Here is a 22057-nt window from a genome sequence, read left to right as displayed (position 1 = left end):
CCGATGCCCAGCAACATTCTCGTCGTCGAAGATGAGCCAGCGATTTCCGAACTGATCTCGGTGAATCTCCAGCATGCCGGTCACTGCCCGATCCGCGCGTACAACGCGGAGCAGGCGCAGAACCTGATCAGCGACGTGCTGCCCGATCTCGTGCTGCTCGACTGGATGCTGCCGGGCAAGTCCGGCATCGCGTTCGCGCGCGACCTGCGCAACAACGAACGGACCAAGCACATCCCGATCATCATGCTGACCGCGCGCGGCGACGAGCAGGACAAGGTGCTCGGCCTCGAGATCGGCGCGGACGACTACGTGACGAAGCCGTTCTCGCCGAAGGAACTGATGGCGCGCATCAAGGCCGTGCTGCGCCGCCGCGCGCCGCAGCTGACCGAGGACGTCGTGTCGATCAACGGGCTGCGCCTCGATCCGGCCACGCATCGGGTCGCCGCGCACGGCGACGGCAGCGAGATCAAGCTCGATCTCGGCCCGACCGAATTCCGCCTGCTGCATTTCTTCATGACGCATCCGGAGCGCGTGCACAGCCGCACGCAACTGCTCGACCAGGTCTGGGGCGATCATGTGTTCGTCGAGGAACGCACCGTCGACGTCCATATCAAACGATTGCGCGCGGCCTTGAAACCGGCCGGCTGCGATGCGATGATCGAGACCGTACGCGGCAGCGGCTACCGGCTCGCCAAGCACGCGTAACGTATCCGGACATGCCGTGTGCCGCGGCATGCCGTTCATTCTTTCGGACGCTGAATCATGAACATCATCTGGGCGCGCTTTCTGGTGTCGCTCGTGCTGCTCGTGCTGATCAGCGTATTGGTCGGCGTATTCGCCGGCCCGACCGCGGCCCTCGGGTTCGCGGTCGTGATGCTGGTCGCGCAGGGCTTCTTCAGCACCTTCCATACGCAACGCCTGTGGCGTCTGCTCGATGCGCCCGTCTATGGCGAGGTGCCGAGCGCACCGGGCATCTGGGGCGAAATCTACTACCGGCTGCACAAGCTCGCGAAGCAGTGGCATGCGCAGGTGCGCCAGGTCGAGCAGCAGCATTCGCGCTTCATCCAGGCGATCCAGGCGTCGCCGAACGGCGTCGCGATGCTCGACGACCATGACCAGATCGAGTGGTGCAACGCGATCGCCGAGGTGCACTTCGGCCTCGATGCGAAGCGCGACCTGCGCCAGCACATCACGAACCTGGTTCGTCATCCGGAGTTCGTCCGTTACCTGAACGCGCAGCATTACGACGAGACGCTCGTGATGCGCGGGATGGGCGACTCGCGGCAGAACGTGCTGGAAGTGCAGGTGTTCCCATACGGCGAGAACCGCAAGCTGCTGCTCACGCAGGACATCACGGAGCTCGAGCGGACCGACGCGATGCGGCGCGACTTCGTCGCGAACGTGTCGCACGAACTGAAGACGCCGCTCACCGTGCTGTCGGGCTTCCTCGAGACGATGCGCGAACTGCCGCTGAACGAGGAAGATCGCGCGCGCTATCTCGAGATGATGGAGCAGCAGGCGTCGCGGATGCGGCACATCGTCACCGACCTGCTGGTGCTCGCGAAGCTCGAGGGCGAAAGCAAGCCGCCGATGGATCACGCGATCGACATGCGTGCCGTGTTCGACCATCTCAAGGAGGATGCGCAGACGCTGTCGAACGGGCATCACGAGATCGCGTTCGCGATCGACGAGACGCTCGGTGTCACGGGCGCGCAGACCGAAGTGTTCAGTGCGTTCGCGAATCTCGTGACCAACGCGATCCGCTATACGCCGGACGGCGGCAAGATTCTCGTGTCGTGGCGGCGCGAGGGCGCGCAGGGCGTGTTCTCCGTCACCGACAGCGGCTTCGGCATTCCGGCCGCCGACCTGCCGCGGCTGACCGAACGCTTCTACCGCGTCGATCGTAGCCGCTCGCGCGATACGGGCGGTACGGGGCTCGGCCTCGCGATCGTCAAGCACGTGCTGCAGCGGCACGACTCGCACTTGTACGTGCAGAGCGAGGAAGGGCGCGGCAGCACGTTCACCGCGCGCTTCCCGGGCTCGCGGATCATCGCGATCCGGCCGGCCGCGTTCGAGGCGTGAGCGCGTCACGCGAAGCGGCGCCTCACATCGGCACCCCGGCGGAATGAAAAAAGCACAGCCCTCGGGCTGTGCTTTTTTGCTTGTTACGCGGCACGCGAAACCGCGCCGTATGTCTACGAACAGAACTTCGCGAGCAGCCCGAGTTGCGCATTGCGGATCGTCTTGCCCGCGCGCCGCCGGCGGTAGTGGCCGTCGCTGAGCATCTGCCAGGCCGACTGGTTGTCGCCGAGACAGACCGACAGCCCTTCGGCGATCACGCGGCGCTTCAGCTTGCGCTCGCGGATCGGGAACGCGACTTCGACGCGGCGGAACAGGTTGCGGTCCATCCAGTCGGCGCTCGACAGATACACGTCCTCGGCGCCGCCCGCGTGGAAATAGTAGATGCGGTGGTGTTCGAGGAAGCGCCCGACGATCGAGCGCACCGTGATGTTGTCCGACAGCCCCGGCACGCCCGGCTTCAGCGCGCACACGCCGCGCACGATCAGGTCGACCTTCACGCCGGCCTGCGACGCTTCGTACAGCGCGGCGATCACCGACGGCTCCAGCAGCGCGTTCATCTTCGCGACCACGCGCGCGCGCTTGCCGGCGCGTGCATTGTCGATCTCCGCGCGGATCGATTCGATGATGCGCGGATGCAGCGTGAACGGCGACTGCCACAGCTCGTGCAGCGTGAGCTCGCCGCCGATCCCGGTCAGCTGCTGGAACACGTGATGGACATCCTCGCAGATCTTCTGGTCGGCCGTCATCAGCCCGAAGTCGGTGTAGAGGCGGGCGGTGCGCGGGTGATAGTTGCCGGTGCCGAGGTGCACGTAGCGGCGCAGCGACGCCTTGCCGTTCTGCACGACGCGCCGCACGATCAGCATCATCTTCGCGTGGCACTTGTGGCCGACCACGCCGTACACGACGTGCGCGCCGACGGCTTCGAGCTGCGACGCCCAGTTGATGTTGGTTTCCTCGTCGAAGCGCGCGAGCAGCTCGACGACGACGGTCACTTCCTTGCCGTTGCGCGCGGCTTCCATCAGCGCGTCCATCAGCGGCGAATCGGTGCCGGTGCGATAGATCGTCTGCTTGATCGCGACGACGCTCGGGTCCTTCGCGGCCTGCTGCAGCAGTTCTAGCACCGGCTGGAAGCTTTCGTACGGGTGATGCAGCAGGATGTCGCCGTCGTCGATCGCGTCGAACATCGTCGGCGCGTTCGCGATCGCGGGCGGGATCGATGCGGTGAACGGCGCGAACTTCAGGTCGGGTCGATCGACGAGATCGGGGATCTGCATCAGCCGCACGAGGTTCACGGAGCCGGACACGCGGTAGCAGTCCTTCTCGCCGAGCAGGCTTTCCTCGAGCAGGCGTCGCACGATATGCGCGGGCGTATCGGCCGACACTTCGAGCCGTACCGCGTTGCCGAGGTGGCGCGCGGGCAGTTCGCCCTGCAGCGCGACGCGCAGGTTGGTGATTTCGTCCTCGTCGACGAACAGCTCGCTGTTGCGCGTGATGCGGAACTGGTTGCAGCTCTTCACGACCAGTTGCGGGAACAGTTCGCCGACGAAGCGTTGCATGAACGAGCTGAGCAGCACGAAGCCGTGCTCGAAGCCCGACAGCGCCTGCGGCATGCGCACGACGCGCGGCAGCGCGCGCGGCGCCTGCACGATGCCCATCACCGCCTGGCGGCCGAACGCGTCGCGGCCTTCGAGCTCGACGACGAAGTTCAGGCTCTTGTTCAGCACGCGCGGGAACGGATGCGCGGGATCGAGGCCGATCGGCGTCAGCACCGGCAGCAGTTCGTCGAGGAAGTAGCGGCGCGCCCATTCGAGCTGCTCGTCGTTCCACGAGTCGCTCGCGTGGAAGTAGATGCCTTCCTGTTCGAGCGCGGGGAGCACGGTTTCGTGCAGCATCGTGTACTGGCGGTGCACGAGCCGCTGCGCGCGCTCGACGACGAGATCGTAAGCGTGCTGCAGCGACATGCCGTCGGGCGTCAGGGCACCCGGGTTGTCGCGGATCTGTTCCTGGAGGCCGGCCATCCGGACTTCGAAGAACTCGTCGAGGTTGCTGCTGGTGATGCAGATGAAGCGCAGTCGCTCGAGCAACGGAATGTGCGGGTCGGCTGCCTGGGCCAGCACGCGCTCGTTGAAGCCGAGGATGCCGAGTTCACGATTGAGAAGCGGATAGCGGACGGACATCGGCAGAGTAGGGGGTGATTCGGGCGATGATTCGAAAGGACGCTCGGAAACTCTCACGGTACGATGACGTGCTGATGACAATAATGTATTTATATCGGGAAATTCTACGCTTGAACCGATTCGTCTCATAAATGTTTCGGCCATATACTTTCTACCCGAGTACATGCCCGTGAAGCGTGGCAATGGCAAGCGTTCCACGCTTAAAATATCGCCTTTGATTGATCGTCCAGCGAGGCCGGAGCGGCTGCCGCGGGCGAACGCGCACGGAGCCCCCTTCTGATGGTTACATCCCCCCACTTGCTGGCTGCCGTGGATCTCGGCTCGAACAGCTTCCGGCTGATCGTCGGGCGCGTCGAGGAAACGCCGGCGGGCAGCCAGATCTATCCCGTCGATGCGCTGCGCGAGCCGGTTCGACTGGCCGCGGGGCTGTCGAGCGACAAGATGCTCGATCGCGCGTCGCAGGAACGTGGCTGGGAGGCGCTCAAGCGGTTCGGCGAGCGCCTGCGCGATTTCCATCCCGATCATGTGCGCGCGGTGGCGACCAACACGCTGCGCGTCGCGAAGAACGCGGGCGAATTCCTCGGCGAAGCCGAAGCGGCGCTTGGTTTTCCGATCGAAGTGATCGCGGGCCGCGAAGAGGCGCGCCTGATCTATGCGGGTGCCGCGCATTCGGTGCCGGCGAGCGCGGGCAAGCGGCTCGTCGTCGACATCGGCGGCGGCTCGACCGAATTCATCATCGGCTCGCACTACACGCCGCTCGTGATGGAGAGTCTCTACATCGGCTGCGTGAGCCATAGCCGGGCGTTCTTCCCGGCCGGCAACGTCGACGAATACACGATGCGGCAGGCCGAACTCGCGGCCAAGCGCGAGATCCAGATCATTTCCAGCGAGTACAAGAAGGCCGGATGGGACCAGGCGATCGGTTCGTCGGGCACCGCGCGTGCGCTCGCGGAGCTCGTCGAGGCGAACGGCTTCAACGACGCCGGCATCACGCACGGCATTTCGCGCGGCGGGCTCGAACGCCTGAAGCGCGCGCTGATCAAGGCCGAGAACGTGAACCGGCTGAAGCTGATCGCGCTGAAGCCCGATCGCGTGCCGGTGCTTGCCGGCGGCCTCGCGATCATGCTCGCGGTATTCGAGGAACTGGGTGTCGACTACGTCGACACCACCGACGGCGCGCTGCGTCTCGGCGTGCTGTACGACCTGCTCGGCCGGGCCCAGCACGAGGACATGCGTGCGGTGACCGTCGAGGGTTTCACGCGCCGCTACGGCGTCGATCGCGCGCAGGCCGGGCGGATCGCCGCACTGGCGGTGCGGTTCTACGACGAGCTCGAGGCGTCCGACGACGAAGAAGCGCGCGAGGAAGGCCGGATGTTCCTCGGCTGGGCCGCCGCGCTGCACGAGATCGGCCTGTCGATCTCGCACAGCTCGTATCACAAGCATTCCGCGTATATCGCCAGCAACGCCGACATGCCGGGCTTCTCGCGCACTGACCAGGCGCGCCTCGCCGCGCTCGTGCTCGGGCATGCGGGCAAGCTCGGCAAGCTGTCGCAGGCGCGCGACGTCGAATGGCCGCTGCTGTTTTGCCTGCGGCTCGCCGCGCTGCTGTGCCGGCGCCGGACCGATGCCGGGCTGCCGGACATTTCCGTGTCGCAGATGAAGAAGGGCGGGTATGAAGTGCGCCTGCCGAGCGCATGGGTCGAGCAGAACCCGTTGACCGACTACAGCCTCAGCCAGGAAGCGGCCGAGTGGGAGAAGGTCGGGATTCCGTATCGCGTGGTTTATACGGGCGCGTAACGAGACGCTACCGAGGGCGCGGCGCCCTCGCGCCGCTTGCCTCGCGGCATGCTCAGTCGGAGCATACGATCGCGGTCAGGAACGGGAACGCCTGCTTGACGGTGGCGTCGCTGCCGGCATTGCGAACGGCCTGTTCGACTGCACTCTTCGTGCCGCGTACCACGACGCCGTACGCCCATTTGCCGATCGGCGTGCCGTCGCCCGGCTGGAAGATCGGATCATTCGCCTGGTAGCCGAGCACGACGTAGACGCCGAAGCCGTAGGCGGTCAGCGGATGGTTCGTGCGGAACGCGTTCACCGAATTCGCTTCGACGTGCATCGGCTCCGACTGGATGTCGCCGGCCGCGAGCAGCGGCGCGACGAACTTGTGGCCGTTCGAATGGCAGTCGAGCGCGTCGTCGAGCGACTTGGCCGACGCGGCGCCGGACGCGCCGAGGGTGCCGAATGCGCCGATTGCGAGCAGCGCGCCGAGCAGGGCGGTCTTGAAAACGGTTTTTTTCATGCGCGGTTGCGGGTTGGGTCGCGGACATTATCGCGTGTTCCCGCAAGATTCGTGCGCGGGCTCTGCATGGGGCGGCAGCGGTTGAGAAGGCGCACGGCGGAGCAAACGAAAAAGGGCTGCAAGCGCGATGGCTTGCAACCCTTATCGTGTATCGTGGTCGGAGCGAAAGGATTCGAACCTTCGACCCTCTGATCCCAAATCAGATGCGCTACCAGGCTGCGCTACGCTCCGACGAGCCAAAGATTCTATCGTCTAATGGGTGGCCGGGTCAATCACGTTTTGCATACGGCGCACATCATCACGAACCGCTCGCGATTGGCGACAATTCGAAGTGTGATCGTCCGGCCCGCGGGTGGTCGGCCGAACCATTCGTCGAAGCATGGAAGGAGACATCATGATGAACCTGATCCTGTGGCGCCACGCCGAAGCCGAAGACTACGCGGCAAACGACCTCGCACGCCAGTTGACGGCCCGCGGGCGCAAGGAAGCGCAGGCCATGGCCAAATGGCTGCGCAGCCGGCTCGAGTCGAACAGCGTGATCCTCGCGAGCCCGGCGGCGCGCACCGTGCAGACGGTCGAGGCGCTGACCGACCAGTACCGGACCGTCGATGCGCTCGCGCCGGGCGGTAGCGTCGATGACGTGCTGGCCGCCGCCGGCTGGCCGGACGGCATCGCGCCGACGGTCGTGATCGTCGGACATCAGCCGACGCTCGGCAGCGTCGCGGCGCAATTGATGGCCGGCAACGACGACAGCTGGAGCATCAAGAAGGGCGGCATCGTGTGGCTCGCGAGCCGCACGCGCGACGGCAACCATCAGGCCGTGCTGCGCGCAGTATTGACGCCGGAGCTGGCCTGAAGGGGTTTGCGGGCTTTGATCATACGGTTTCGCAAGCTTTCTGCTAAAGTCAATTCGGCGACACGTCATTGAAAGGACACGGTCGTGCCACAGAACGGTAACGACCGGTTACTACATTGGCTGGCATGTCGTCCTATTCCTTACGATCAGGAAAGCCTAATGCGAGAACTGCCGACGCCTACGCTCCCTTTTGCCTCGCTTCCCCTCGACACGACGCGGCGTCACCTGCCGCGCGCTGCTGAAACCGTCACATCCGAGTACCGTCTGCGTGCCGCCTGGGCGCGCACGGAAGACGAACTGCGCGAGGCCCAACGCCTGCGCTACACCGTGTTCGCCGAAGAGATGGGCGCGCAGGTCAGCGGTCCGTCCGGTCTCGACGTCGATCCGTTCGATGCCTACTGCGACCATCTGCTGGTGCGCGATCTCGACACGCTGAAGGTGGTCGGTACGTACCGCGTGCTGCCGCCGCACGAGGCCGCTCGGGTCGGCCGCCTGTATGCCGAGGGCGAATTCGACCTGTCGCGCCTCACGCACCTGCGCGGCAAGATGGTCGAGGTCGGCCGCTCGTGCGTGCACAGCGACTACCGCAGCGGCGCCGTCATCATGGCGCTGTGGGGCGGTCTCGGCGCATACATGATGCAAAACGGCTACGAGACGATGCTCGGCTGCGCGAGCGTATCGATGGCCGACGGCGGCCATTACGCGGCGAACCTGTATCAGTCGCTGCCGGCGAACGCGCTGACGGCGCCGGAATACCGTGCGTTCCCGCATACGGCGCTGCCGGTCGACGAACTGCAGACGGGCACCGTCGTCGCGCCGCCGCCGCTGATCAAGGGCTATCTGCGTCTCGGCGCGAAGATTTGCGGCGCGCCGGCGTGGGATCCCGATTTCAACTGCGCGGACTTCCTGACGCTGTTCCGGCTGTCGGACATCAACGCCCGCTACGCCCGGCACTTCCTGGGCTGAGCCATCCCGATCGCGGCGCGCTGCTCCAGGCGCGCGCAAGCGAACGCCGTCGCGCGGCAGGTTGTCGCGCGACGGCGTTCGACCATTCCGGGGATGTTGTCTTATCCGACCCTGTTAATTCGAGCGATATGCGCCGACCACCGTGCGGGTGGGCGCACGTTCGGAGCGGGCCCCGCGCGCGGCGGCCCGGACGACACGGCGGGCTTGCCTAATGCTTGCGCCGCCAGTCGAGCAGATGGTGTTCGGCCATCCAGTGATGGATCATCCCTTCGCCGCCATGGTTGCGCTTGTATTCGCGCGACTCGAAATAGGACAGGGCGACGAGCACCATCAGGCCGATGAACAGGCCGATCAGGCCGGCAATCTCTTCAGACGACATGGCTGCCTCCTTTCAACGGCACAGCGCCATGGATTCATATTAGGACACGCGCGGGACGATCCCTAACCCGGAATTCCGCTAGACTCGGCGCGGTCCTGGCGCGCGATGGGCGCGCCGTTTTACGGAGCCTTCCCGATGACCCGTTTCATGCTGGCCGTGCTGGCCGCGTCCATTCTTGCCGGCTGTGCCAGCGATCCCCGCCAGGCCCGTCGCGGCCACCCGCCACAAGATCCGGCCGATTACCACGGTGTGCCGACCGACATGACGCCGCCGTCGATGCTCGGCGAGCCGGCGCCGTCGGCACCCGCAGCCGTGCAGTGACGATGGCGGCAGGCCTTCGCGGCCGTCAGGTGCCGGCCGCGGCTGCGTCGGCGCCGATTCGCCGCGTCAGCGCCGGCAGGTAGCGCGCGAGCGTCGCGCCGCGCGCGACCATGAACAGCAGCAGCGCGAACCACAGCCCGTGATTGCCGAACGGGCCGACGGCCGCCAGCGTCGCGGCGATGAAGATCGCGAACGACGCGACCATCGCACGCATCAGCGATTGCGTCTGCGTCGCGCCGATGAACACGCCGTCGAGCAGGAATCCCCACACGGACACGATCGGCGAGACTGCCGCCCAGGGCAGGTAGCGCAGCGCGACCGCGCGGATTTCGGCCTGGTCGGTCAGCCGCGCGACGATCCAGCCGCCCGCGACCCAGTAGACGAGCGCGAACAGCAGCGCGCCGAGCGCGGACCACAGCAGCGTGACGCGCACGGCCTGCCGGAAGGCGGCGCGGTCGCGCGCGCCGGCGGCGGCGCCGACGAGCGCCTCGGCCGCATGCGCGAAACCGTCGAGTCCGTAGGCCATGAAGGTCTGGAAATTCAGTAGCAGTGCGTTGGCCGCGAGCGTCGCGTCGCCCTGTCTGGCGCCGAGATGCGCGAACCAGCCGAACGCGCCGAGCAGGCACAGCGTGCGCAGGAAGATGTCGCGATTGAGCGCGATCAGCCGCTTGAGTGCCGTACGGTCCGCGAGCGCCCGCGCGGCCAGTGGCGCGAGGCCGCGCGGCCGCAGCCGCCACAGCATCCAGGCGCCGAGCGCGAAGCCGCATGCGTCGGCGGTCGCGGTCGCCGCACCGATTCCGGCGATGCCCCAGCCGAAGCCGTACACGTAGAGCAGCACGGCCCCGATATTCACCGCGTTGATGAAGACCTGCGCGACGAGCGCGAGCCGTACGCGTTGCACGCCGAGCAGGTAGCCGAGCACGACGTAGTTGGCGAGCGCGAACGGCGCGCTCCAGATCCGTGCGTGGCCATAGGCCAGCGCCGTCGTGCGCACGGCCTCGCTGCCGCCCAGCGCGGTCAGCGCGAACGACAGCAGCGGCACCTGCAGCGCGAGCACGGCGGTGCCGAGCGCGAACGCGACGATCAGCGCGCGCAGCACGTTCAGCCGGATGCCGGCGGCGTCGCCGGCGCCGTGCGCCTGCGCGACGAGGCCGGTCGTGCCCATGCGCAGGAAGCCGAAGCCCCAGAACACGAAATTGAAGAACAGCCCGCCGAGCGCGACGCCGCCGAGATACTGCGCGCCGTCGAGGTGGCCGGCGACGGCCGTGTCGACCGCGCCGAGGATCGGCTGGGTCAGGTTTGCGAGGACGATCGGGAAGGCGAGCGCGAGGACGCGCCGGTGCGAGACGGCGGCCGACCCGGTGCCGGCCCCGTGCGGTAATGCGGATTCGGACATGGCGAACGCGTCAGGCGCGTTCCTGCACGCAGACCCACGGCGACACGACGACCGCCCACAGCTCCGGATTGCGCGCCGCGAAGTCGGCGGCGGTTTCCGCCGGCATGCGTGCGACGAGGCCGGACGACAGCCAGCGCGTGACCTGTTGCGCGTCGTCGCCGGCGATCGCTTCCGCGACGCTCACGAGATCGAGATCGCGTGCAACCGACAGCAGCTTGCCCTGTGCGAAGAAGCGCTCGAGATCGCACCAGTCGATCTTGGCGGTTTCGCCCAGGAGTTTGGCGTAAAGCGGGCTGTGCGACGCGCCCGCGGCGGATTCGTGTTGGTGGGAGGACATCGGTTGTGTGCTGGAAAGACTGCGTGGCGCCACTATAAACCATCCGGGCGCGCGGCCGGCCGCCCGGTACGGCCACGACCGTTTCAGGCGTCGCGCAACGCGCGCCGCACGATCTTGCCGGTCGGCGTCATCGGCAGGCCGTCGACGAACGCGATCGCGCGCGGGTACTCGTGCGCGGCCAGGCGCGTGCGCACGTGCGCCTGCAGCGCCTGCACGAGCGCGTCGTCGCCGACGTGGCCGGGGTTCAGCACGACGAACGCCTTGACGATCTCGGTGCGCGTCGGGTCGGGGACGCCGACGACGGCCGCCATCCGTACCGCCGGATGCGTGAGCAGGCAGTCCTCGATCGGCCCCGGGCCGATCCGATAGCCGGCGCTCGTGATCACGTCGTCGTCGCGGCCGACGAAGCGCACGAAACCGTCGGCGTCGATCGTGCCGGTGTCGCCGGTGAGCAGGTAGTCGCCCGCGAACTTGTCGCGCGTGGCGGCGGGATTGCGCCAGTATTCGATAAACATCACCGGGTCGGGGCGGCGCACCGCGATGCGCCCCTCGACGCCGGGCGGCAGCGGCGTGCCGTGCTCGTCGACGATCGCGACCACGTGGCCGGGCACGGCCTTTCCGATCGCACCCGGCTGCGCATCGAACAGCGCCGCGCACGACGACAGCACCATGTTGCATTCGGTCTGTCCGTAGAACTCGTTGATCGTCACGCCGAGCGCGTCGCGCCCCCAGGCCGTCAGCCCGGCGCCGAGGGATTCTCCACCGCTCGCGACCGATTTCAGCGCCAGCGCGTGGCGCTCGCGCGGCGCCGGCACCGCGCGCATCAGCTTCAGCGCGGTGGGCGGCAGGAACGCGTGGGTCACGCCGTGCCGCGCCATCAGCGCGAACGCGGCTTCGCCGTCGAACTTCTCGAAGCGGCGCGCCAGCACGGGCACGCCGTGATGCCATGAGGGCAGCAGCACGTCGAGCAGCCCGCCGATCCATGCCCAGTCGGCGGGCGTCCAGAACAGGCGTGCGTCGCGCGGGAAGCATTGCTGCGACATCTCGACGCCCGGCAGATGGCCCAGCAGCACGCGATGCGCATGGAGCGCGCCTTTCGGCTTGCCGGTCGTCCCGGACGTGTAGATGATCACCGCCGGATCGTCGGCCGCGGTGTCCGCCGGCACGAAATCCGGCGATTCGGCGGCGAGCGCGGCGTCGAAGCGCAGCACGCCGGGGGCGTCGGGTGCATCGTCGCCGATGCAGTAGCACGTGCGCAGCATCGGCAGTTGCGCGCGCAGCGACGCGATCTTCGCGTAACCGGCTGCGTCGGTGACGAGCGCGGCGGCTTCGCTGTTCGCGAGCCGGTATTCGAGTGCGTCGGCGCCGAACAGCGTGAACAGCGGCACCGCGATCGCGCCGAGCTTGTACGCGGCGAGATGCGCGATCGCTGTTTCCGGACCCTGTGCGAGGAAGATCGCGATCCGGTCGCCGCGTTGCAAACCTGCCCGCGCGAGGCTGTTCGCGAAACGGTTAGAAGCATTCTTCAGGTCGTCGAACGTGAGGCGCGACACGTCGCCTTGCGCCGTTTCGTGGATCAGCGCGAGCTGTCCGCTGCCGTCGGCCCACTTGTCGCAGACGTCCACGCCGATGTTGTAACGGGCCGGAACGTCCCACCGGAAGCGGGCGAGCAGGTCGTCGTAGCGGTCGGCGGCGGGCAGCATGCGAGTCTCCTTGGCGTCGATCGTCGGCATCGGTCGATAGATTACATCGGCATTTCACGCGACCGAAACCACAATGGCGTCGGATAGATAGGGAATGTGCGGACTCGTGCAACGGGTGCGGCTCAGTGCACGATTCCGTCATGACGCATAAGATCACGACAAAACAGTGATATGACCATGGATTTGCTTCTGATAGCTGCGGGGTTCAGCCTCTTCGGAATCGGGGCGCTGGTGGCGTTCGCCAGCCGTGTCGATCCGCTGTCCGGCCGGTTCACCGGCCGTCTGCGCAAGCGCTGACACAACCTTCCCGTTCTCCCTCTCGACGACATGCGATGCGTGCCGGCATCGCGTGTCGTCCGTCGTCTGCCGTCGACGCTGGCGCGCTCAGCGCGCCGGCAGGTAGCGTGCCGGATCGATCGAGCGGCCACCGTAGCGCAGCTCGAAGTGCAGCGCGGTGCGATCGCTGTCGCTGTTGCCCATCTCCGCGATCGTCTGCCCCTGCGTGACCGGCTGGCCTTCCTTCACGAGCAGCGCGCGGTTGTGCGCGTAGGCCGTCAGGTAATCGGCGTTGTGCTTGAGGATGATCAGGTTGCCGTAGCCGCGCAATCCGTTGCCCGCATAGACGACGGTGCCCGGCGCGGCGGCCAGCACCGGCGTGCCCGCAGCGTTCGCGATATCGATGCCCTTGGATTTCGAGCCGTCGAAGCTGCGCACCACGTTGCCGGCGGCCGGCCAGATCAGTGCGATGCTGGTGGCCGGCTTGACCGCCGATTCGACCGGCGCGGAAGGCGCGGGGCGGCTGCGGCCCGCGCTGCCGGTGCCGGTGGTCGACGCCGTCGTCGTGCCGGGCGGCGGCGCGACCCGCAGCACCTGGCCGACTTCGATCGCGTCGGGGTTCGTGATCTGGTTCCAGCGCACGATGTTGGCCGTCGACGTGCGATTCTCGCGCGCGATCTTGTAGAGCGTGTCGCCGCGCTCGACGCGGTAGTAACCCGGGCCGACGGGAGCGGAGCCGCACGCGACGAGCAGCGCGGCGCAGGCGGCCGCGAAGAGCCGCTTCGTTGTTGTTCCGATCATTGAACCTCGCAAAACCCTGCCGCGCGCGACGCGGCAGGCGATACAAAACGTCCGATTTTAACGGGTTCGACCCGCGCACCGCAGTTTTGGGCAGCGGGCGCGGCCGGCGCGCACCGGTTCGGCGCGGCCGGTGTCAGCCGGCGAGCGGCAGCACGCGAATCCGCAGCGTGGCCGTTTCCGTCGCGCCCGGCGCGAGCGTGCGCAGCCCGAGGCCGTTGTGGATCGCGTCCGGCAGGCCGAGCCAAGGCTCGACGCAGTAGAAGTCCGATTCCGGTTTTTCCGTCCAGGTCGTGACCGCGTACCACGGGATCGAGCCCGGTACGTCGAGCGCGATCTCGATCGTGCGGCGGCGGCCCGGCATCACGATGCGTACCGGCGTGGACGGCGCGCCGTCGAGACAGTGGAAGCGGTCGAGGATGTCCGGATCGCCGAGGCTGTACGACGCTGCGCCGGGCTCGAGCGGGCTGATCGAGCCGTCGGCGCGCTGCATGCAGCGGCGCGTCGGCGGCAGCTCGAGCGTGGTTTCTGCACGTTCGCCGTGCGGCAGCGCGAAATAGAAATGATGGCCCGCGTAGTAGGGCAGCGGCGTGTCGCCGCGGTTGGTCGTGGTGAGCGCGACGTCGAGCGTGTGCGCATCGGCGAGCCGGTAGGTCGTCTCGAACCGGAAATCGAACGGATAGCTGTCGCGCAGCGCGTCGTTCGCGTCGAGCGTCATCGACAGTGCGGCGCCGTCGGCCGACGGCCGTGCCGCGAACGGCAGGTCGCGCGCGAAGCCGTGCATCGGCAGGTCGCGGACCACGCCGGCGGCATCGCGCCAGCGGCCCAGTTCACCGTCGACGCGATGGCGGCCGAGGAACGGAAACAGCAGCGGATTGCCGCCGCGCACGCGCGCGAGGTTGCTCCAGTCGGCCGCGTCCGGCCAGAAGATGACCGGCTCGCCGTCGACGTGCCACGACAGCAGGCGGCCGCCGAATTGCGGGGCGACCCGGACGAGCGACGGGCCGGCGTGGAGTTCATGAATGTCGTGCTGCTGGAAGATCGGCATGGCGAATCGGTATGAACGGGTGGGCGGGGTGCGCGATGGCGCGCTCCATTATCGGGTTGCGAGGCGGTCGGGGAAAACCCTTCTCGGGGAAATTGCGAGTTTTTCAACCTGCCGACGGTCTGGATAATGCCTCTAAACCGGTGATGTTGCCGGGTCATGACACTTCGTGGAGGGGGCCATGGATCTGGCAATGGCAATGGGAATCGCACTGTTCGGCATGTTCACCGGCAGCACGGTATTGTTTTTCTATCAGCTCGGCCGCTGACGGCAATTTCTGCCGGAATCGCAAGGCCCGCCATGCAAATGGCGGGCTTTTTGCTTTCTGCGCGCTTACAAATTGCAAGCGTTTGTGTGCATTGCCGCAATAACCAGTCAAATGCCTTGGCGCAGTAATCTGGGCTGGGCATAATCGGGGCGCGTTTTTTCGGACGCGCGATGCGTCGTCCGCTCTTCTACCCGACTGATCACCACCAAAAGGACCGACGCGTGAGTCTCTGGTTTCTGGTATTCCTGAGCGTCCTGCAGGGCGTCACCGAACTCTTCCCCGTCAGCAGTCTCGGCCACACGCTGCTCGTGCCCGCGCTGTTCGGCATGCACATCGACAAGCATGCGCCGCAGTTGCTGCCGTTCCTCGTCGCGCTGCACCTCGGCACCGCGCTCGCGCTGCTGTGGTATTTCCGCGCGCGCTGGATCGCGCTGATCAGCGGCTTCTTCGCGCAGCTCGGCGGCCGCAAGAACGACGACGGGCACCTGATGTGGGCGCTGATCATCGGCACGATCCCGACCGGGATCGTCGGCCTGCTGCTCGAGAAGCGCATCGAGCGCGTGTTCCACGACCTGCGGATCGTCGCGATCGCGCTGATCATCAACGGCGTGCTGCTGTGGATCGGCGACCGGATCCAGCGCAGCCGTGCGCATCAACCGCCCGAAAAGATGACGTTCAAGCAGGCGTTCTTCGTGGGCCTGGCGCAGATCGGCGCGCTGATCCCGGGTTTCTCGCGCAGCGGGCTGACGATGATCGCCGGTAACGTGGCCGGGCTGACGGCGGAGAAGGCCGCGGAGTTTTCGTTCCTGCTCGGCACGCCGATCATTTTTGCCGCGGGCGTGCTCGAACTGCCGAAGCTGTTCCATGCGCGCGACCAGCTCGCCGATGCGCTGCTCGGCGGCGTGCTGACGGCGATTGCCGCTTATCTGAGCGTGCGGTTCCTGATGCGCTATTTCGAAGGGCGCGGGCGGTTGGCCTCGTTCGGCGTGTATTGCGTGATTGCTGGGGTGTTCTGTCTTGGCTGGTTCATGCTGCATCCGCAGCCGGTTTGAGGGGCGCGGTGCCGCCGGTCGCGCGTCGCGCGTGATGTGACGCGATGATCGGGTATAATTTCGGGCTCGGCTTCATGCCGGGCCCGTTTCGTTTCGGGGTTTCGAGTTTTGGGTTGTCGTGGTGGTGCTCGAAGCCTTTCGCGTGAAATGCGGTCCGGGTTTTGTCGCCGTGTCTTTTCCCCTCGACCGCCCTTAGCTCAGTTGGATAGAGCAACGGCCTTCTAAGCCGTAGGTCACACGTTCGAATCGTGTAGGGCGGGCCAATGGAATCAGTGCGTTAGCTGATATTTATTTTCAAATTTCTCATCCTCTGTCGGCGCGCTCGTGTGGGCAGCATGTAGGTGTTTGTAGTCAACCACGATCGCAACCAATCCATGTGAGACCGGCGGCTCACTCTGACAAGCATTTTTGACGGCGTCGTAAGCTGAAATGCCGAGCCGGTCGCACGACAAGATCGAGGCGTGGATGCTTGGTAGGCTGACCTCTGAATGGTTGGGATTCTGGCTGTAGTACGCATGTGCGACTTCCCGGAATCTGCCGCCGTGCGATTGAGCACCTCATTGCGACGCACCGACACTTCGACCGAATCCGCGCCGAACGTCGCGACCTTCTCGGCTATCGCAATCGAGGTTGCGGACCATTGCACCGCCGCTCCGCCATTCACGCCGACCTGTACCTTGGCGAACTTGAGGTTGTTCTGAAACATATCGCATCAACGATGCACCTTCGATGGTGAACGAAAGCGCGACGACTGTCGGCGCATTCGTATTGGACACTGGTGTTCCCGTGGTCCGCTGGTCGGATTTCCCGCACTCAGTCAATAGTCCAATGGCTACGCACGCCAATGTCATTGTCCTCATGCTTCCCCGAGATGTCGTTATTGTGTTGATTTGAAATTGTGAGGCGCGCTGCAGGGGGCCGATGTTCGGCGACACCTATAGATTGAAGCTACTGCTGCCGTTAACCTATTCGAGCTATCTCCTTTAGCGGGATGGCTTACAAAATGAATGAGTTACGGGGAATGCTATGCGATGGATCAAATCACTAACCGCTCTTGCAGTGGTTAGTCTGTGTTCGGGTTGCGCTTATAACGTGCAAGTGTCGTCCCAATCAGGGGCTGCTGAAGTAATGAGCACCAAGGTCAAGCAGGACAAGGCGTATGTGGTGTTCAGTGACAACCTAGCGACTGCCGGGAAGGAGGTGAAGCCGGGGTTCCAGTGCGGCGCTCACCGATACCCCATGTATATCGGAGAGACCCTCGAAAATTCCTTGTCGAAGACGGTTGAAGCGGCCTTTCCTCACGCGGTCAGGAACGGCGGTGCAATTCCCACATTGGGTGACGGACTGGTTTTCAAGTTCGACCTCGCTGAGTTCGATCCGCGCGTCCGTTTTACCCCCGGCTTCTTCGTCCCGACAGCAGATGCGAACGTAGACATAGCAATTCGCGCCCGCGTATCTGATAAGGCGGGTAAGGAACTGATTGCGACGACGTTTCGCGGACAGGGACATTCGAGTCAAGATGGGTCTTGCGGCGTAGGTGCAGACGCGTTGGCGGACGCCGGACAGAAGGCAATCGCGAATGCGATGGAGAATTTCGTGGACAAGGTCATCAATACCGGAATCCTCGATTCGTCAACGACGGCGAGCAAATAGCCATTCGACTTGCGATCCCTCTTGATTGATAGATCGCGGTTGCGCCAATTGAGGCTTCGGGCGGTGACGGGAAACGTATCCCCGTCCCGCCCCTTGCTCGGAGTCTGTCAGTCTAGCCTCAGAGCGAAATCGTCGGCTCGCAGGTGCATATACCGCCGCAGCATGGCAAGCGTCTTGTGCCCGGCGATACTGGCAACTTCCATGATGTTCAGTCCGTGTTCAAAAAACGGCTTGTCGCTTCGTACCGGGCGCGGGCCCGCTGCGTGGGCCGACGGAAAGCCCGCCCGAACGCGTTAGCGGTTAGCCGCTTGACGAGGCAGTTTCTCACCGGTGCCGAAGTACAAGTCCGCCGAGGATGATGTCATTCCACCAAAGTTGCATGGTAACAGCCGCTACTTGGTCCTTGGCGTTAGTGACCATCGCTGCAACTTTGTCGAGCATTGCGGCATCCGTCGGCGGCGTTGACTCATCGAGTTCTTACTTTCGCCTGAAGGCGAGAATAACGGGCAGCATGGTGGTGCTGCATGTCCGTAGGCATGCAATTTTTCAAGATAAAGAAAATGCGCGCCATTATCGAGCGCCATATGACATCGCGTGGCAAATGTGCGCGCGCATTATGGAAATGCCTGAACCTGAGGTTAGGGTTGTCCGATCTCGAAAAGAGCGGAGAAAGCGAGCCCGATGCACACCCGGGCCGTACAGTTGCCATTCAGGCGTGAAATAATCTTTGTTCAAAAACGAGAACAGTTTTCTGAGAGAACAAAGAGAAACGCAGCATGAAGGAAATCGAAAGCCAGCGCCATGAGGCCGTGACGAATCAGGAGGGGCAGTATTCGATCTGGCCGACTTCTACGGAGATTCCGTCCGGCTGGAAAAAGGCCGAATTCGGCGGCACCCGGGAACCATGTCTCGACCACATTCGAAGCGCCTGGACCGACATGCGTCCGCTGATCGTGCGCCAAGCGATGGCAAGCGAGGGAGGCGCGTGAACGCTGCGGGGAAGGCCGGCCTGCAGGCCGCGAACAAACGGGCATCGAGGACGCTGATAGGTTGGCGCATGAAGGCCTATTCGCGTGTGGTCGCACAGGCTGTCGCGCGTCATGCGAAGACGCTGGCGATCATCGTCGGCACCTTCGTGTTCGGGCTACCGTTGAATGCGCAACTCGACCTGCTCGGCATGCCGATGAAAGTGTTGCTGGCAGAACACGCAACCGGACTCGGCGTGGCATCGGTGCTGGCGACCTTGTCGATGCTGGCTGCCGCGTCTGTGGCCGTGCAGGGCGATACGGTGTTCGGTGGCGCCGCGCGCCGCTGGAGCGCGAGTTTGCCAGGCGGGATCCGCGCGCATCGTGCGGCCGATTTCATCGTGACGGGCGCTGCCCTGTGGCCGTTCTGGATCATGCTTGCCGCGGCGATTGCGCGACACGTGCTGGGCGCGCGCGACATCGTGACCGGCCCAACCTTTGCGCTGGTCGTCGCGACGCTTGCGCTCGTCTGGACGGGCGCGCCGCTCGCGCTGCTCGCACGTTCGCGCGCGGCGTTGGCGGCGGTGTTCGCGGCCAACGCATCGTTGTGGATCGCACTTCGCTTCGGCGGCGCAGGGACCGCCTGCGCGGCACTTGCCCTGGCGTGCGGCGTTGTCGCACTGTGGCGCGCGCGGCTTGACGCGTTCGTCGAGCGCGAACAGCACGGAGCGACGTTGCTCCGCGGTGGGAATCCGTTCGAACTCGTTCGTGCGGTAATGGTGAACGTCTATGGTCATTCACTGCGGCTGGGCGGCTTGATGCTGGCCGTGCTGGCGATGATCTGCGGATGGATCGTCTCGATGCCCGACTATCTGTCGCGACATTGGGGCATCGTGAACGTGGTGCTGCCGTTCGCGCTGTACCAGATCGCGATCCTGCATGGGTGGATGCGCGACGAATCAGGCCGGCTGACCAGTTGGCTGGGCAGCTTGCCACGCGCGATTGCCCGCTTCAATCGGGCGGCGGCGATGAGCATCGTGGGGCTGTCGAGTGCGTATGTGCTGGCGATTTGCGTGCCGTTCGCAATTGCAACCGACGAAGGCCGTCGCTACGCCATCGTCTTTGCGTGTTATGCCGGCCTCGCCACCGCATTGGCTGCATGTCGCTGGTGGGGCGCGAGGGCGTCTCGAATCGTCGACATGTTTCTGACGGCGGGCTGTGCCATCGCTTGCTACGGCATGCTGAAATAGATGGAAAACGACATGAGCATCTTGAGAGTGGCGGGGCTGGGCAAGCGATACGCCGGACGGACGATCTTCAGCGACGTCGAATTGGAACTGCAGGCAGGAGTCTATGCGCTGAGAGGCAAGAACGGCAGCGGCAAATCGACGTTGCTGAAATTGCTGGCAGGCGTGGTCCGGCCAGACGAGGGCGTCGTCGAAGTGGGCGGTCACGCGATCGACCGTGCAGCGGACAAGGCCAAGGCCTGTACCGGCTACATGCCGGACAGTGAGGAGTTCTACGATTTCGTGACACCATCGTCGGTATGGCGGCTGATTGCCGATGCGCGGGGGACGAATCTCGAGCAGGGTCTGGTGACGGCCGACCGCCTTGGGTTGACGCGATACGCCGACGAACCGCTTGGCGCGCTGTCGCAGGGAACGCGCCGCAAGGTATTTCTGGTCGGTGCGTTCATGGGCCCTCCGGCCTTGATACTGCTCGACGAACCGAGCAATGCACTCGATGCCGCCGCACATGCGCAGCTGTGCCGGATGATTGCGGCCGCGGCGCCGACGTCGGTCGTGCTGATGTCGACCCACGACGCGGAACTGGTCGCCGCGACCCGCGCGCGCATCGTCGAACTGACGGCACACGGTATCGTCCTGTCGAGACCGTCGAACGTTGCAATGCATGTCGAGCAGTGATGACGGGACCGGCGCGACGCGCATGACGCGCCGCGCTTCCCGGCGCCGTGGGCCGCACGCCAGGATGGCTGCTCGGACGACGACTTTCGCGGCTACATCGGCAGGATCGAATCGGCGGCCCCGTGCAGGTTCGGCGAGACGCCGCTGTCGTCGCAGCGCAAGTACCTGCTGAAGCAGACCGCGAGCACGGCGTTCGCGAAGATCTGCCGTTTCTCCTGTCGCGTCACGGGATACACGTGCGCTCCCGGTGCGTTGCACATTCTGCAGAAAATGCGAATGTCCCCCGGATGCCAAAGTGTTTTCGCGGAATAGCCCTTCCGCGGCACAGCGTCGGCCACGGATACTGACAGCCATACACGTTCCGCATTCGCGGACGCCACACCGATCCCTGCATGATCGATGCCGCGGACACCGGACGACTATGCGACGCCGCTCGGCGGCGTCGGCGAGCCGGGGCTGCCGCCGGTCGCACCGGCGCTGACCAACGCGATCTTCGCGGCGACGGGCACGCGCATCCGCAGCCTGCCCGTCGCGGACCAGCTCGCGAAGCCGAAAGCGGCGTGATGCCGTGCTGCGCGCCGGGCCGTCCGCAAGGCCCGGTGCGTATATTCGCCCGCGCGCCCGCCGTTGCGTGCGGCCCGTTCATGCACTCTGTTTGCATATCAATTCGACGGATTCCATCGGGCCGATCAGCCGCCACGACAATCACTTTCCGGCATCAACTGCGGGAATTCAATCTCGACATTTGCGCCCAGAATTCCACCTGAAAATAGAATCAATAGCCCTCTGATATCGGGTTTGCCCGATGGTGCGGTATCGTACAAAGAGGGGCCGGAAAGTGTCGGATCATTGGCCCGTGAATTAATTTTTTGTAAGAAATTCATTGAGCAAAACCTGACGCGGCTCAATCATTTCTTGAGGGTTGATTGGGCGGCTGGTAATCGGTGCGTATCTGATTTTTTGCTGATTATCGGGCAAGTATTCATTCGCGCTTTCATTCTTTTGTTCCGCGACGTGCACGGTGCCGCGAGGTCCACTCACGGGGTGTCTGCTCGCCTGCAGACTGAAGTCGTCGAATCGGACGCCGGGCGGCGCGAGGATTAATTGCATATCGACAAACAGCCGGTTTGTCGAATGCTGATCGATCGTGAGGGCGTTGCGAAAGAATTCATCGCGATATTCGATCCGATGGGACGCCGCACGCCATCTGGCTGGAATGATCGATGAAATATAAACGGGCGATGGAGTCGTTTCGTTCATAAATTTAACATATTTAACGTATTGACCTGCGTCGCGATTCGCGGCGTGGTTCGATGCCCCGCTAGATGGGTTATCTAGCATTCTCAATCTGGAGAAACGCAATGCAAGAACTGAATCAGCAGGAAATCGCACAAGTTTCCGGCGGCTACTACGGCGGCGGCTCGATTTTCGACACGCTGGGCAACGTGGTCGAGCTGTACGGCCAGACGCTCTACAACGTCGGCGAAGCGCTGACGACGGCTGTCGTGGGCACGGGCAACGCACTGCTCGGCCTGCTGGGCGGTCAGCACGCGTAAGCC

At 64.9% G+C, this 22057-nt stretch carries 24 protein-coding genes, 2 tRNA genes and 1 pseudogene; 16 read left to right on the top strand and 11 right to left on the bottom strand.

Features of this window, described 5'->3' with window-relative positions; all coding sequences use genetic code 11:
* Positions 1 to 3 precede the first annotated feature (3 nt).
* Together phoB and phoR are read left to right on the top strand one after the other, a co-directional pair.
* A complete protein-coding gene (gene phoB / locus DIE17_RS23890) occupies positions 4 to 705 on the top strand; it encodes a phosphate regulon transcriptional regulator PhoB (RefSeq protein WP_006750313.1) in 702 nt (233 codons plus the stop codon).
* Between the two features lie 57 nt (positions 706 to 762).
* Positions 763 to 2082, top strand: coding sequence for a phosphate regulon sensor histidine kinase PhoR (gene phoR, locus DIE17_RS23885; protein ID WP_124487589.1), 1320 nt, complete (start codon positions 763 to 765; stop codon positions 2080 to 2082).
* Positions 2083 to 2195: 113 nt separating this feature from the next.
* Here the strand turns inward: phoR and ppk1 are convergent, their stop codons facing one another.
* Positions 2196 to 4259, bottom strand: coding sequence for a polyphosphate kinase 1 (gene ppk1 / locus DIE17_RS23880; protein WP_044844886.1), 2064 nt, complete (start codon positions 4257 to 4259; stop codon positions 2196 to 2198).
* A gap of 279 nt (positions 4260 to 4538) precedes the next feature.
* On the opposite strand from ppk1, the gene ppx reads away from it, so the two are divergent.
* Entirely contained in the window at positions 4539 to 6056 is a 1518-nt protein-coding gene (ppx, locus tag DIE17_RS23875; RefSeq protein ID WP_124487590.1) for an exopolyphosphatase, read from the top strand.
* Positions 6057 to 6108: 52 nt separating this feature from the next.
* Here the strand turns inward: ppx and DIE17_RS23870 are convergent, their stop codons facing one another.
* Positions 6109 to 6558, bottom strand: coding sequence for a hypothetical protein (locus DIE17_RS23870; protein WP_124487591.1), 450 nt, complete (start codon positions 6556 to 6558; stop codon positions 6109 to 6111).
* A 154-nt stretch (positions 6559 to 6712) separates the two neighbouring features.
* Positions 6713 to 6789: transfer RNA gene (locus DIE17_RS23865), tRNA-Pro, on the bottom strand.
* Between the two features lie 163 nt (positions 6790 to 6952).
* On the opposite strand from DIE17_RS23865, the gene sixA reads away from it, so the two are divergent.
* Both sixA and DIE17_RS23855 read left to right on the top strand, forming a co-directional pair.
* Positions 6953 to 7414, top strand: a complete 462-nt coding sequence (gene sixA / locus DIE17_RS23860; RefSeq protein ID WP_044844883.1) for a phosphohistidine phosphatase SixA — start codon at positions 6953 to 6955, stop codon at positions 7412 to 7414.
* A 159-nt stretch (positions 7415 to 7573) separates the two neighbouring features.
* The gene (locus DIE17_RS23855) at positions 7574 to 8380 is read left to right on the top strand and encodes a GNAT family N-acetyltransferase (protein WP_044844882.1); all 807 of its coding nucleotides are present in this window, start codon (positions 7574 to 7576) and stop codon (positions 8378 to 8380) included.
* A 208-nt stretch (positions 8381 to 8588) separates the two neighbouring features.
* On the opposite strand, the gene DIE17_RS37535 is transcribed toward DIE17_RS23855, so the two are convergent.
* Positions 8589 to 8759, bottom strand: coding sequence for a hypothetical protein (locus DIE17_RS37535; RefSeq protein WP_014897413.1), 171 nt, complete (start codon positions 8757 to 8759; stop codon positions 8589 to 8591).
* 135 nt (positions 8760 to 8894) lie between these two features.
* On the opposite strand from DIE17_RS37535, the gene DIE17_RS23850 reads away from it, so the two are divergent.
* The gene (locus DIE17_RS23850) at positions 8895 to 9080 is read left to right on the top strand and encodes a hypothetical protein (RefSeq protein WP_124487592.1); all 186 of its coding nucleotides are present in this window, start codon (positions 8895 to 8897) and stop codon (positions 9078 to 9080) included.
* Between the two features lie 25 nt (positions 9081 to 9105).
* Here DIE17_RS23850 and DIE17_RS23845 read toward each other — a convergent pair whose 3' ends face one another.
* The 5 genes from DIE17_RS23845 to DIE17_RS23825 form a co-directional block, all read right to left on the bottom strand.
* Positions 9106 to 10476, bottom strand: a complete 1371-nt coding sequence (locus tag DIE17_RS23845) for an MATE family efflux transporter (protein WP_124487593.1) — start codon at positions 10474 to 10476, stop codon at positions 9106 to 9108.
* 10 nt (positions 10477 to 10486) lie between these two features.
* On the bottom strand, positions 10487 to 10813 hold the full coding sequence (locus tag DIE17_RS23840) for a DUF2288 domain-containing protein (RefSeq protein WP_012363583.1): 327 nt from the start codon (positions 10811 to 10813) through the stop codon (positions 10487 to 10489).
* A gap of 83 nt (positions 10814 to 10896) precedes the next feature.
* Entirely contained in the window at positions 10897 to 12516 is a 1620-nt protein-coding gene (locus DIE17_RS23835; RefSeq protein ID WP_124487594.1) for an acyl-CoA synthetase, read from the bottom strand.
* Between the two features lie 384 nt (positions 12517 to 12900).
* Complete coding sequence (locus DIE17_RS23830) at positions 12901 to 13593, bottom strand: peptidoglycan DD-metalloendopeptidase family protein (RefSeq protein ID WP_124487595.1); 693 nt, start codon at positions 13591 to 13593, stop codon at positions 12901 to 12903.
* A 133-nt stretch (positions 13594 to 13726) separates the two neighbouring features.
* Positions 13727 to 14638: an aldose epimerase gene (locus DIE17_RS23825; protein WP_124521309.1), complete on the bottom strand. Its 912-nt coding sequence runs from the start codon at positions 14636 to 14638 to the stop codon at positions 13727 to 13729.
* Between the two features lie 486 nt (positions 14639 to 15124).
* Between DIE17_RS23825 and DIE17_RS23820 the strand changes: the two genes are divergently transcribed.
* The 9 genes and pseudogenes from DIE17_RS23820 to DIE17_RS37530 all read left to right on the top strand — a co-directional run bounded on the left by DIE17_RS23820 (position 15125) and on the right by DIE17_RS37530 (position 21062).
* Positions 15125 to 15955, top strand: coding sequence for an undecaprenyl-diphosphate phosphatase (locus tag DIE17_RS23820; protein ID WP_124487597.1), 831 nt, complete (start codon positions 15125 to 15127; stop codon positions 15953 to 15955).
* 186 nt (positions 15956 to 16141) lie between these two features.
* Positions 16142 to 16218, top strand: a tRNA-Arg gene (locus tag DIE17_RS23815).
* Positions 16219 to 17083: 865 nt separating this feature from the next.
* Positions 17084 to 17608 (top strand): hypothetical protein, encoded by a 525-nt coding sequence (locus tag DIE17_RS23810; protein WP_235879376.1) that lies wholly within the window; start codon positions 17084 to 17086, stop codon positions 17606 to 17608.
* 524 nt (positions 17609 to 18132) lie between these two features.
* Positions 18133 to 18327: a hypothetical protein gene (locus tag DIE17_RS23800; protein ID WP_124487598.1), complete on the top strand. Its 195-nt coding sequence runs from the start codon at positions 18133 to 18135 to the stop codon at positions 18325 to 18327.
* Positions 18328 to 18384: 57 nt separating this feature from the next.
* Complete coding sequence (locus tag DIE17_RS23795; protein WP_124487599.1) at positions 18385 to 18597, top strand: MbtH family NRPS accessory protein; 213 nt, start codon at positions 18385 to 18387, stop codon at positions 18595 to 18597.
* 68 nt (positions 18598 to 18665) lie between these two features.
* Positions 18666 to 19823, top strand: a complete 1158-nt coding sequence (locus tag DIE17_RS23790; RefSeq protein WP_124487600.1) for a hypothetical protein — start codon at positions 18666 to 18668, stop codon at positions 19821 to 19823.
* Positions 19824 to 20498 (top strand): ABC transporter ATP-binding protein, encoded by a 675-nt coding sequence (locus tag DIE17_RS23785; protein WP_124487601.1) that lies wholly within the window; start codon positions 19824 to 19826, stop codon positions 20496 to 20498. It abuts the gene before it with no gap.
* An 18-nt stretch (positions 20499 to 20516) separates the two neighbouring features.
* Positions 20517 to 20702 (top strand): annotated as a pseudogene (locus tag DIE17_RS23780) (hypothetical protein); the annotation flags it as partial.
* Positions 20703 to 20897: 195 nt separating this feature from the next.
* Complete coding sequence (locus tag DIE17_RS37530; RefSeq protein ID WP_185500370.1) at positions 20898 to 21062, top strand: hypothetical protein; 165 nt, start codon at positions 20898 to 20900, stop codon at positions 21060 to 21062.
* A 125-nt stretch (positions 21063 to 21187) separates the two neighbouring features.
* Here DIE17_RS37530 and DIE17_RS23775 read toward each other — a convergent pair whose 3' ends face one another.
* Positions 21188 to 21382, bottom strand: a complete 195-nt coding sequence (locus tag DIE17_RS23775) for a hypothetical protein (protein ID WP_124487602.1) — start codon at positions 21380 to 21382, stop codon at positions 21188 to 21190.
* Positions 21360 to 21758, bottom strand: a complete 399-nt coding sequence (locus DIE17_RS23770) for a hypothetical protein (RefSeq protein WP_124487603.1) — start codon at positions 21756 to 21758, stop codon at positions 21360 to 21362. Before DIE17_RS23770 ends, DIE17_RS23775 begins: the two co-directional genes overlap by 23 nt.
* A 101-nt stretch (positions 21759 to 21859) precedes the next feature.
* On the opposite strand from DIE17_RS23770, the gene DIE17_RS23765 reads away from it, so the two are divergent.
* On the top strand, positions 21860 to 22054 hold the full coding sequence (locus DIE17_RS23765) for a hypothetical protein (RefSeq protein ID WP_044844870.1): 195 nt from the start codon (positions 21860 to 21862) through the stop codon (positions 22052 to 22054).
* Positions 22055 to 22057 lie beyond the last annotated feature (3 nt).

The sequence above is a fragment of the Burkholderia sp. Bp9099 genome (assembly GCF_003857805.1).
Classification (GTDB): Bacteria; Pseudomonadota; Gammaproteobacteria; order Burkholderiales; family Burkholderiaceae; genus Burkholderia.
This window is presented reverse-complemented; position numbering and strand designations above follow the sequence as displayed.